This window comes from Frankia sp. CgJB1 (assembly GCF_977947065.1).
The window spans coordinates 17,989-29,372 of record NZ_CDWTNB010000034.1; the positions used below are offsets into that span (position 1 = coordinate 17,989).

Annotated in this window: 10 protein-coding genes; 5 read left to right on the forward strand and 5 right to left on the reverse strand. The window is 67.1% G+C overall.

Annotated elements, in window-relative coordinates:
- Positions 1–2: 2 nt before the first annotated feature.
- Entirely contained in the window at positions 3–815 is an 813-nt protein-coding gene (locus AC08OT_RS06420; protein ID WP_476592048.1) for a purine-nucleoside phosphorylase, read from the reverse strand.
- A 39-nt stretch (positions 816–854) separates the two neighbouring features.
- Here AC08OT_RS06420 and AC08OT_RS06425 point away from each other — a divergent pair, with 39 nt between their 5' ends.
- From AC08OT_RS06425 to AC08OT_RS06440, 4 genes are all read left to right on the forward strand, one after another.
- On the forward strand, positions 855–1,241 hold the full coding sequence (locus AC08OT_RS06425) for a hypothetical protein (RefSeq protein ID WP_462186670.1): 387 nt from the start codon (positions 855–857) through the stop codon (positions 1,239–1,241).
- A 191-nt stretch (positions 1,242–1,432) separates the two neighbouring features.
- Positions 1,433–3,271: an aspartate--tRNA ligase gene (aspS, locus tag AC08OT_RS06430; protein WP_476592047.1), complete on the forward strand. Its 1,839-nt coding sequence runs from the start codon at positions 1,433–1,435 to the stop codon at positions 3,269–3,271.
- Positions 3,272–3,495: 224 nt separating this feature from the next.
- The gene (locus tag AC08OT_RS06435) at positions 3,496–4,644 is read left to right on the forward strand and encodes a glutamate--cysteine ligase (RefSeq protein ID WP_476592046.1); all 1,149 of its coding nucleotides are present in this window, start codon (positions 3,496–3,498) and stop codon (positions 4,642–4,644) included.
- Positions 4,645–4,719: 75 nt separating this feature from the next.
- Positions 4,720–5,937 (forward strand): amidohydrolase, encoded by a 1,218-nt coding sequence (locus AC08OT_RS06440; RefSeq protein WP_476592045.1) that lies wholly within the window; start codon positions 4,720–4,722, stop codon positions 5,935–5,937.
- Positions 5,938–5,941: 4 nt separating this feature from the next.
- Here the strand turns inward: AC08OT_RS06440 and AC08OT_RS06445 are convergent, their stop codons facing one another.
- Entirely contained in the window at positions 5,942–6,382 is a 441-nt protein-coding gene (locus tag AC08OT_RS06445) for a gamma-glutamylcyclotransferase family protein (protein WP_011435148.1), read from the reverse strand.
- A 193-nt stretch (positions 6,383–6,575) separates the two neighbouring features.
- Here AC08OT_RS06445 and AC08OT_RS06450 point away from each other — a divergent pair, with 193 nt between their 5' ends.
- Entirely contained in the window at positions 6,576–8,057 is a 1,482-nt protein-coding gene (locus AC08OT_RS06450; protein WP_476592044.1) for an NAD(P)H-quinone dehydrogenase, read from the forward strand.
- 530 nt (positions 8,058–8,587) lie between these two features.
- Here the strand turns inward: AC08OT_RS06450 and AC08OT_RS06455 are convergent.
- The 3 genes from AC08OT_RS06455 to AC08OT_RS06465 form a co-directional block, all read right to left on the reverse strand.
- Entirely contained in the window at positions 8,588–8,974 is a 387-nt protein-coding gene (locus AC08OT_RS06455; protein ID WP_476602627.1) for a DUF5313 family protein, read from the reverse strand.
- A gap of 95 nt (positions 8,975–9,069) precedes the next feature.
- On the reverse strand, positions 9,070–10,827 hold the full coding sequence (locus AC08OT_RS06460) for an acetyl/propionyl/methylcrotonyl-CoA carboxylase subunit alpha (protein WP_476592043.1): 1,758 nt from the start codon (positions 10,825–10,827) through the stop codon (positions 9,070–9,072).
- 120 nt (positions 10,828–10,947) lie between these two features.
- Positions 10,948–11,199 carry an acyl-CoA carboxylase subunit epsilon gene (locus AC08OT_RS06465; protein ID WP_476592042.1) on the reverse strand — a complete coding sequence of 84 codons (252 nt, stop codon included), beginning with the start codon at positions 11,197–11,199 and terminating at the stop codon, positions 10,948–10,950.
- Between the last annotated feature and the right edge of the window lie 185 nt (positions 11,200–11,384).

Consider the following 11,384-nt stretch of genomic DNA (forward strand, 5'->3'; position numbering starts at 1 on the left):
TCCTACAGCCGGGTGACGATGTCGGCGAGCAGGATACCCATGCGTTCCGCGGCGGCAGCTCCCGTGGCCAGCACCTCGAGATGATCTAGCGGCTCGCCGCTCATCCCCGCTGCGAAGTTGGTGACCAGGGACAGGGCCAGCACCTCCGCTCCGGCGGCCCGCGCCGCGATCGTCTCGTGCACGGTCGACATGCCGACCAGGTCGGCTCCCAGGAACCGCAGCATGCGGATCTCTGCGGGTGTCTCGAAGTGCGGACCGGGCAGTCCCGCATACACTCCTTCGGCCAGGGTGGGATCGACCTCGCGGGCAAGCGCCCGTAGCCGGGGGGAATAGGCGTCGGTCAGGTCGGTGAACGCCGGACCGACCAGGGGTGAGCGGCCGGTCAGGTTCAGGTGGTCGGCGACCAGGACGGGCTGGCCGACGTACATGTCCGCGCGCAGACCGCCGGCGGCGTTCGTCAGTATGACGGTCGACGCGCCGGCCGCACAGGCCAGGCGGACCGCGTGGACCACCCGGGACAGGTCATGGCCCTCGTAGGGATGTACGCGGCCCAGATAGATCAACAGGCGGCGGTCGCCGAGCTGGACGGAGCGTGCGGTCGGCTTGTGCCCGGGAACGTCGGTGTTGGATGGGAAGCCGCCGAGTTGGGTAAACGTGACCTCGGTGACGTCGGTCGCCTGCCGGGACAGTACATCGGCGGCCGGGGGCCAGCCCGATCCCAGCACAATCGCGATGTCGTGCCGGTCGGCTCTGGTCAGCTCGGCCAGGGTGGCGGCCGAGGCCACCGCGTTCGGTTCGTCCGCCTGTGCCCTCACCCGGCGACTGTACGGGGTGCGTGGAGGACACTGACGCCGGTGCCCCTGATACCGTCCCATCGTCGTCTCCCGGCAGTGCCCTTGGAGTCCGGCGAGTTCATCGAGGTCGTGCTGCGCGGTCGGCTCACCGACCCGAGCGGGCCCGGACGGTTCACGGCGAAGGTCGAATCCTTCGTCGGACACCGGTTCGGGGCCTCGCGCTGGATCATGCTGACCGATCGGCGGCTGCTGGTCCTCGCCCCCTTCCCGCGGGAGGGCGACTGGTTCGACGTCGTCTTCGACCGTCGTGAGGTGACGGCGTCCCGAGGCGTCAAGCACGGAGATGTGATCACCGTCGAGCTCACCACTCCCCGCGGCCGTCAGGTCCTGCGCATCTCGGCCCGGCTACGCGGGGAGGCGGGCCGTTTCATCCGCGCGCTGCGCTAACGGCGAACGATCTCGCCGTGCGGGCCCGTGCGGCCTGTCCGGCCCATGCGGTCGCCGGGAGCGGCGGTCTCGCGGTTACCGGCCGATAGGGTCAGGACTGGATCCCGCGACGGGCGCAGTGACATCGCCACACATCTGGCGAGAAAAGTACCCGGCGGGCCGGACCAGACTGCGATGGGAACAACGGATCGATGACTACGACCCAGTCGACCACCGGCGAGCTACCGATCCCGGTGGCGGGGGCCGCCACCTCGGGCGGGCGGCAGCGCACGGCCATGCGCACACATCTGTGCGGTGATCTGCGATCGGATCACGTTGACCAGACCGTGACGGTGTGTGGCTGGGTGGCGCACCGCCGTCAGCACGGCCAGTCGCTGACCTTCGTCGACCTGCGTGACCATTCCGGGATCATTCAGGCGGTCGTCGACGGCTCGGTCGACGTCCGGACCGAGTACGTGTTGCGGATCACCGGTACCGTCGCCGTCCGCCCGGAGGGGACCGCGAACCCCGCCCTGGCCACGGGCGAGGTCGAGCTACGCGACTGCGAGGTGCAGGTGCTCTCGGTCGCGACACCGCCGCCGTTCCCGCTGGACGATCGAGCCGACTCCGTCGATGAGACCACTCGTCTCGCCTACCGCTATCTCGATCTGCGCCGTGACCGGATGCAGCGCAACCTGCGGATCCGCTCGGCGGTTCTTGCGGCGATGCGCTCGGCGCTCGCCCCGCTGGACTTCGTCGAGGTCGAGACGCCGCTGCTGATGCCCTCGACACCGGAGGGAGCGCGGGAGTTCATCGTCCCGTCGCGCCAGTTCCCAGGCAGTTTTTACGCCCTCCCGCAGTCACCCCAGCTTTTCAAGCAGTTGCTCATGGTGGGCGGGACGGATCGCTATTTCCAGTTCGCCCGATGTCTGCGCGACGAGGACCTGCGGGCCGACCGGCAGTACGAGTTCACCCAGCTCGACCTCGAGATGAGCTTCGTGGACCAGGACGACGTGCTCGGCGTGACGTCGGCGGCGGTTTTGGCCGCGGCCCGGGCGGTGACCGGCGGCCCCGTGCTGCCGATCGAGCGGATGTCCTGGCACGAAGCGATGAACCGCTTCGGGGTCGACAAGCCGGACCTGCGGTTCGGCATGGAACTCATAGGGCTGACCGCGGTCTTCGCGGGTAGCGGTTTCAAGGCGTTCGCCGGGGCCGAGGCCGTCAAGGGAATCCGCGTACCCGGCGGGTCAGCCTCGCACAACCGGCGCAAGCTCGACGATCTCACCGCGCGGGCGAGGGGACTGGGCGCGAAGGGCCTGGTCTGGATGCGGGTCGGTCCCGGCGGCGAGCTGGAGTCCCCGGTGGCGAAGTTTCTCGCCGCCGAGGAACTCGCCGGCATCGTCGCGGCAACCGCGGCGGTGGCGGGCGACCTTCTTCTCCTGGTCGCCGACGAGTGGGCGACCACCTGCGAGGTGCTCGGCCAGCTTCGCAACGATCTGGGCCGCCCGCCGGCCGGCGAAGGTCCCTTGCGGTTCGTGTGGGTCGTCGACTTCCCGCTGTTCGTCGGGGTGGATCCCGGCACCGGACGGCCGAAGCCGGGGCATCACCCCTTCACCCGTCCGCACCCCGACGATGTGGACAAGCTGGAGACCGATCCGCTCGCGGTGCGTAGCCGGGCGTACGACCTGGTGCTCAACGGCTGGGAACTCGGATCTGGCTCGATCCGGATCCATGAGAGCGATCTCCAGCAGCGCATCTTCGGGATCCTCGGAATCTCGCCGGCGGAGGCGAAGGCTCGATTCGGCTTCTTCCTCACCCCTTTCGGCTACGGGGCGCCACCGCACGGCGGATTCGCGGTGGGGATCGACCGGTTGGTGGCGATCCTCGCCGGTGAGGAGAACATCCGGGAGGTCATCGCTTTTCCCAAGACCCAGTCGGGACTCGACCCATTGACGGGCGCCCCGACGCCCGTGACCGATCGTCAGCTGCGTGAGCTGGGGATGCGGGTGGTCACTGCACCGGCACCGGCACCGGGCCCGGTAGCCGTCTGAGCGCGTCGGGCCCGGCCGATGGGCGGTGAGGTGGTCGGGCCGGGCATTGCCGCGACCAAGCCTTTGGCCAGCTCCCCGGTGGGGGGTGGTGGGGTAGGAACGGGCCGAATGGGGTAGTCACCTTCTGCTGCCCGTGAGCCGACCTGCTGCCCGTGAGCCGAGCCGGTGGGTGACGGCTGTCTGGTGCTGGTACCGACCCCGAGATCCCGACCCGAGGAGGCTAGGTGCAGATCCCTTTCTCGTCGTCGTCGAGCACCAGTCTCGGCATCGAATGGGAGCTGCAGCTCGTCGACCAGCAATCGCGCGAACTTCGCGGCGAGGCCAGCGGGATTCTTCACGAGCTGCGGGCGAAGGCCGGGGAGCGCGAGGCGCCCAAGGCCAAGCACGAGCTGTTCGAGTCGACCATCGAGGTCGTCACCGGGGTCTGCGACTCGGTGGAGGAAGCGACCGCGGACCTGGCTGGAACCGTCTCGCTGCTGCGCGATCTGGCGGAACGGCGCGGGATCGGGCTGATGTGCAGCGGCACGCATCCGGCCAGTGACTATATGGGGCAGCGCATCACCGAGGATCATCGCTATTTCCGGCTGGTCAGCCAGATGCAGTGGTTGGCCCGGCGGCTGCTCATCTTCGGCGTCCACGTACACGTCGGAGTGCGGTCTGCGGACAAGGTCATGCCGATCGTGAACGCTCTGATGGCCTATGTCCCGCATTTTCTCGCCCTGTCGGCGTCGTCGCCCTACTGGCTGGGCGGAGACACCGGGCTGGCCTCATCCCGATCACAGGTCTTCGCGAGCCTGCCCACCGCGGGACTGCCGTACCCGTTGGAGGACTGGCCGGGTTTCGAGTCGTTCATGGAGACACTGATTGTCTCCGGCACCATCGAGACGATCCGCGAGGTCTGGTGGGACATTCGTCCACATCCCAACTTCGGCACCGTGGAACTGCGGGTCTGCGATGGTCTGCCGTCCCTGATGGAGGTGGGGGCGGTCGCGGCTCTCGCGCAGTGCCTGGTTGACCGCATGAACACCCAGATCGATCGTGGGTATCGCCTCCCGACTCCGCAACGATGGCTCGTGCAGGAGAACAAGTGGCGAGCGGCCCGGTACGGTCTGGACACACAGATCATCGTCGATGGTCGGGGCGGTATCCGGCCGGTCCGGGACGAGATCACCGATCTCGTGGAGGATCTGCTTCCGGTCGCCCACCGCCTCGGTTGTTCATCCGAGCTCTCCGACGCGCTGACCATCCTGCGGACGGGCGCGAGCTATACCCGGCAGCGGGACGCCGCCCGGCGGGCCGGTGGAGATCTCATCCGGGTCGTCGATACCCTGCTCGAAGAGATGAATATGGGCCGTCCGGTAGTCGACGGCTAGACACGTCGGCGAATACCCCGAACCGCACGCGTTCAGGGCCCGCGTGGCGTGTGCAGGGAGGAGCCCGGCCGGCAGATGAAGGTTGACGAGACCGCGGCGGTCGCCGGGTGGGTGGCCGCGCACGAATCCGAGCTGATCGCGTTGCGTCGCGATCTCCACGCCCACCCGGAGCTCGGCCGGCGGGAGCACCGCACCGCCGAGCAGGTCGAGGCGCGACTCCGGGCCGCGGGACTGTCGCCGCAGCGCCTGCCGGACCTTCCTGGCCTGTGGTGTGATATCGGTCTCGGCGTCGATCATGATCCAGACGCTCCCGTGATCATGCTGCGGGCCGACATGGACGCTCTTCCACTCTCGGATATCAAGGACGTGCGGTACCGCTCCACCGTTCCGGGTGTGGCTCACGCTTGCGGACATGACGTGCACACGACCGTGGCGCTCGGCGCCGGACTCGCGCTTGCCGAGATCGCACGCGTGTCTACGCTGCCCGGGACCGTGCGCCTGGTGTTCCAGCCCGCGGAGGAGCTCATGCCGGGCGGCGCGTTGGACGTCATCGACGCGGGAGTGCTGAAGCCGGTGACCACGGCGATCGCGGTGCACTGCGATCCGGCGCTCGACCTGGGCATGATCGGTCTGCGGACGGGTCCGATCACCTCTGCCGCCGATGCCGTCGAAATCACGTTGGCCGGGCCCGGCGGTCACACCTCCCGGCCACAGAACACAGTCGACCTGGTGTACGCGCTCGTCCGCCTTGCAGCCGATCTTCCTGCCGCGTTGGGGCGACTAGTCGATCCCAGGTCGGCGCTCTCCCTGGTCTGGGGTCATGTGCAGGCGGGAACCGTTACCAACGCCATCCCTCGAACCGGTCAGCTCCGAGGCACGATCCGCACTTTGTCCCGGGAGACCTGGGAGAGCGTGCCGGCGCTGGTCACTCAGGTTGCCGAGCAGCTCATCGCACCGTACGGAGCACAGATCGTGGTCGACTACCGGCGTGGCGTGCCGCCCGTGGTGAACAGCGTGGATGTCGTCGAGGTCCTTCGGACCGTCGTCGACCGTGTGTTTGGTCACGGGGCCTCCACCATGGTGGCGCAATCGCTTGGTGGCGAGGACTTCGGTTGGTATCTGAACCACGTGCCGGGGGCCTTGGCCCGATTGGGCACTCGGACACCCGGCGGCCACACCTACGACCTTCACCAGGGTAGCTTCGACGTGGACGAGAGAGCGATGGGTGTGGGTGTGAAGCTGCTTGCCGGCGCGGCTCTCGATCTGCTGACCCAGACGCCACCGGCGCCGTGATGCGTCACGCAGTCGGTCGCGAACGGAGCTCGGCCACGTAGTCGGCGGGTGCCCCAGCCTTCTCCGCGGAATCGGCAATCATCTCGAGGTACCGGCGCGACGGGAGTCCTCCCTCGTAGGCGTCGAGAACATACGTCCAGGCGAGAGCCTCCCCATCGAGGGTGGAGACCCGCACCCGGATGCGGGTGTACAGGCCGGTGTCCGCGCCTTCCCAGACGTCGAGCCGTTCCAGGTCGTAACGGTCGAGGTCGTACAGAAGGACGTACGCGTGGGCACCCGGAGCCTCGACGATGGTCGGCAAGGCTCCATCCCAACCGACGTTCTCACCGCCGAACGTGAGGCGCCAACCGTTGATCCATCCAGTGCCGGTCACGGGCGAATGCGGGGCCCGCTCCTTCATCTGCGCCGGGTCGAGGTTGCCGGCGTAAGCCGCGTACAAGGTCATTGTGATCTCTCGGAGGGTTACGGTGCGTGATTATAACTGTAATTTCCGCTCATGAAAGGAGGAAGATGGCCCTACCTGACATCGCTGATGTCGGACTCCGTCTGCGATCCTATGGAGCCTTCCGCACCGGCAGGAGAGCGGCCGCGGCGGCGGGGCAAGATGATAAGGAAGCGATACCGGATCGGGAGGGCACGTGACTCGCATCATCATTCTTGGTGGAGGGCCCGGAGGCTACGAGGCGGCTCTCGTTGGAGCCTCACTCGGAGCGACGGTCACCGTCATCGACTCGGACGGGGTCGGTGGTGCCTGTGTGCTCACCGACTGCGTCCCCTCCAAAACCTTGATCGCGACTTCGGAGACCATGACGAACCTTGCTCTGGCTCCCGGCCTGGGTGTCCGCCCGCATAGTCTCGGCCCTGGGCCGGAACCGGCGTTGCCCCCTGTGGCCTGGGGGATCAGTACCGGCGCGGACTCGGGCACCCGGCCGCTCACGCCCCCGGAGGTCGTCAATGTGGATGCGGAGCAGGTGTACGAACGGGTCCGTGATCTAGCCAAGGCCCAGTCCCTGGACATTGAGCGCCGGCTCGAGCGCGAGAAGGTCGATGTCGTGCACGCCTCTGGGCGTCTTGTCGGGCCGCACGCAATCGAAACCAGCGCCGGTGAAACCTTCGTCGGCGATGTGATTTTGATCGCGACCGGCGCCTCACCACGCGATCTCCCCACGGCCCAGCCGGATGGTGAGCGGATTCTCACCTGGCGACACCTCTACGACCTCAAGGAGATACCCGAACATCTGGTCGTCGTCGGTTCCGGCGTCACCGGAGCTGAGTTCGCCAGCGCGTATCGGGCGCTTGGCGCCGAGGTCACGCTGGTTTCTTCGCGCGAACGCGTGCTGCCGGGGGAGGACCCGGATGCTGCCCGGGTCATCGAGGATGTGTTCGTGCGGCGTGGGATCGAGGTGCTCAACCGATCGCGGGCGGCGTCGGTACGGCGCATCGGGGACGGTGTGATCGTCGAGCTGACCGACGGCCGGACCGTCACGGGAAGCCATGCTCTGATGGCGGTTGGTTCGGTACCCCGCACCAAGGGCCTCGGGCTGACTGACGTGGGGGTGCGGCTTGGGCCTGGTGGGCATGTGAACGTGGACCGGATGTCGCGGACCTCGGTGCCGGGTGTCTACGCGGCCGGTGACTGCACTGGAGTCCTCCCGCTCGCATCGGTCGCCGCGATGCAGGGGCGTATCGCCATGTGGCACGCCCTCGGCGAGGCCGTCACACCCTTGCGGCTCGGGACGGTATCGTCCAACATCTTCACCGAGCCGGAAATCGCCACCGTCGGAGTCACGCAGGTGATGAAGGACACCGGGGCAGTCGCAGCCGAGGTAACCACAGTTCCACTCTCGCGGAATCCGCGGGCGAAGATGATGGGTATTGAGGACGGCTTCGTGAAACTGTTCTGCCGTCCGGGGAGTGGAAGCGTGCTTGGCGGTGTTATTGTCGCGCCGCGTGCATCCGAACTCATCCTCTCTATCTCGCTCGCGGTCGAACACGGTCTGACCGTCGATCAAATCGCACATACGTTCTCGATCTACCCGTCGCTCTCCGGGTCGATCACCGAGGCGGCTCGCGTCCTGCGTACGCGCGACTTCTTCGCGGGATTCGACAACCCGGAGTGAGCAGGGGCCCGGCAGGACCGCATGCGGAACCTCCTGCCATGTCGGGCTGCCATGCCGGGACGACGGCCGGCGCGGCGAGTACTGCCGACGCCTGCCTGTGGAGAAGGCTACGAGCAGGGCTTTTCCACCGGGTCGCGTCTGGGGGATCGTCTGTTCCCGTAGGCGCGGCCGGCGATGTCCGCGGGATGGAACCGGTTCGCGGCGTGGCTCTGACTCTCGGGCCGACGTGCCGAAGGCATCATCGTCTGAAGCATGCGGGTGAGTAAGAGGTCCGGGTGTCGTGTCGAAAAAGACACGACGGGAAGCCCGGGACGGCCGGCCGCCCCGGGCTCACATGGCTCTTCGCGGAAGGACTGGAGGTTGCGCCAGGACAAGCCTGGGCATTTCGTCTGGACGAGCCCAGAGGGGCGTCGATATCACATATCACCAGAGCAGTATCTGGCGGATGTTGTTATCGAGGGGCGCCTCCGGCCCGAGGTGCACCGGTCCGAGTAAGCGAAAAGTTGAGAAATGTGACATCCCTGGTTAAATCACTCCGTGTCCCCGTCCTCCTTGTCCTCATCATCGCTCGTGGGGAAAACCGGAGGAAAGCCATGCTGTTCCAGTCGGCGGTTCCGGAAGAACCCGCTGGTGGCGAAGCCGAGCCCGATCCCAGAGATCAGAAGAAACGCGACGACGACGGCTCGGACTCCGAACTCACCGGGCAGCAGGGAAAAGATCAGCGCGAAGGGCAACATCAGCAGGAAGGGCCGTGCCGCCTGGCGCAGCCTCCAGCCGGGGCCGGTGAGGTCATGCGAGACCCAGTCGTTGTAGGCCGGAGGAAGGGTCCCCCCAAGCAGGTAGTGCACTCGCCCGGTCAGCGGTGGTCGCTGAACGACTGGGCGGGCCACCGCCAGCTCCCGGTCCTGGCCGCTCACCGTCGGGCTGTCGTTACCGTCCATACCTCGCAGCCTATGAAGTCTGCGGTGGAGAGGTGGCAGCCGACGGTGGGCAGGTCGAGCTTTGGTGCGTTCTAGTCTTTGATCTCACAGAGCACGGTGCCGCTGGTGACAACGGCGCCGACGGCCGCAGCCAGTCCGGTGACCGTGCCATCCCGGTGCGCGTTGATCGGCTGTTCCATCTTCATCGCTTCCAGAACAATGATCAGATCACCCGCGGAAACAGCGTCGCCGTCGTTGACCGCGACCTTTATGATGGTGCCCTGCATGGGACTGGTCAGGGCGTCGTCCGTGACCTTGGCCGCAGCCGTGCCGCGAGCGCGTCGCTTGGGCGCCGCTCCCCGGGAAGCGGCGACGGGGGCAGAACCGAATCCGGCGGGTAGCACGACTTCGAGGCGTTTGCCGCTTACCTCGACAACCACGGTCTCCCGCGGCTCGGGGGTGGTGTCGGCCTCAGTCCCTCCCGCGAAGGCCGGGACGGTGTTGTCGAACTCGGTTTCGATCCAGCGGTTGTGGATACGGAAAGGCTCTGCGGCGTCCTCCGGGGCGAAGGCGGGATCCCGTACGACCGCGCGGTGGAATGGCAGTGCCGTCGCCATTCCCTCGATGATCATCTCGTCGAGGGCGCGCCGAGCCCGCTGCAGAGCTTCCTGCCGGGTTGCTCCGGTGATGATGAGCTTTGCGAGCAGGGAGTCGAAAGCGCCGCCGATGACGCTGCCGCTTTCGATGCCGGTATCGAGTCGGACGCCGGGGCCGGCCGGCGCGATCAGCTTGGTGACCGTGCCGGGGGCGGGAAGGAAGTTACGGCCGGGATCCTCACCGTTGATACGGAATTCGATGGAGTGACCGCGAGGAGCCGGATCGGTGAAGTCGAGTGCCTCACCCTCTGCGATGCGGAACTGGGCGCGAACCAGGTCCACTCCGGAGACCTCTTCGGTTACCGGATGCTCGACCTGGAGGCGGGTATTGACTTCAAGGAAGCTGATCATGCCATCGCGGGCGACGAGGAACTCGACGGTCCCGGCCCCGATATAGCCGGCTTCCTTGCAGATCGCCCTCGAGGCGTCGTACAGCGAGTGGAGCTGAGCCTCCGAGAGAAACGGTGCCGACGCCTCCTCCACGAGCTTCTGGTAACGGCGTTGGAGCGAGCAGTCGCGGGTACCGACCACGACGACGTTGCCGTGCGTGTCCGCCAGGATCTGGGTCTCGACGTGGCGGGGCTGGTCCAGGTACCGCTCGACGAAGCACTCTCCGCGACCGAACGCCGCGACCGCCTCCCGGACGGCACTGTCGAACAGTTCGGGGAGCTCCTCCGCGGTCCAAGCGACCTTCAGCCCGCGCCCTCCGCCACCAAAAGCGGCCTTGATGGCAACCGGAAGGCCGTACTGCTTGGCGAAGGTGACAACTTCATCGACGCCGGCCACGGGGTCTGCGGTGCCAGGTGCGAGCGGCGCACCGACCGCTAGTGCAATATGCCGGGCCGCGGTCTTGTCCCCGAGACGGCGGATGGCCTCCGGCGGCGGGCCGATCCAGGTGAGGCCTGCGGAGATCACGGCCTCCGCGAAGTCCGCGTTCTCCGAGAGAAAACCGTATCCCGGGTGGACGGCATCGGCCCCGGAGGACTTGCAAGCATCGAGAATTTTGTCGATGCGCAGGTATGAATCACCAGGGGTCGTGCCCCCCAACGCAAATGCCTCGTCAGCAACGCGTACGTGCAGGGCATTGATATCCGGTTCCGCGTATACTGCGACGCTGGTGTATCCGGCGTCGCGGCAGGCGCGGGCCACTCGAACCGCGATTTCTCCCCGATTGGCGATGAGGATCTTACGCACGTCGCTCCCGTCCTCGTCCGGCCTGCCTGAGTGTAGGTGAGTCGGGCCGCACATTTTGTTGCTGTCGTTAGTACCCAGATGTGATGCTGCAGACATCCCGGCGTCATGCCTATCGGTTGATCACCAGTCGGCTCGAGTGCGCGCACCCGGCGTCATCCCGGACCTTTGCCACGCGCCCGGTCCGGTGGTGAGACTGCCACGGAGCGCCAGCGTCGGGCTGGCCCAGGATGAACGGCGGGTGGCCGGCGCCGACGAGGGAGCGGCACGAGCCGTCAGGAGCGCCACCACAGCGGCGATCTCCTCCGGCGTCGCCTCGCCGCGGATCAGCTGCAGCCGAGGCCGACTCGCCCGCCTGTCATCGTCCTGAACCACGTTTCTCTCCTCGGTACCTCGAGTAGCTGGTGCGTCGTGAGTATGCCGTCCGTGGACCTCTGAGGCCCGGGAGATCTCCGTCGGGGAGATCCTCCTTCCGGCGAGCTGGCGACGGCAGATATCGTCTATAGCGGGATGTTGCCGTGCTTCTTCGGTGGCAGGGATTCACGTTTGGTACGCAGCAG

Bases quoted from the DNA above. Each gene is read 5' to 3' on its own strand.
- aspS (WP_476592047.1), top strand. From the start codon at position 1,433: ATGACTACGACCCAGTCGACCACCGGCGAGCTACCGATCCCGGTGGCG.
- AC08OT_RS06440 (WP_476592045.1), top strand. From the start codon at position 4,720: ATGAAGGTTGACGAGACCGCGGCGGTCGCCGGGTGGGTGGCCGCGCAC.
- AC08OT_RS06445 (WP_011435148.1), bottom strand. From the start codon at position 6,382: ATGACCTTGTACGCGGCTTACGCCGGCAACCTCGACCCGGCGCAGATG.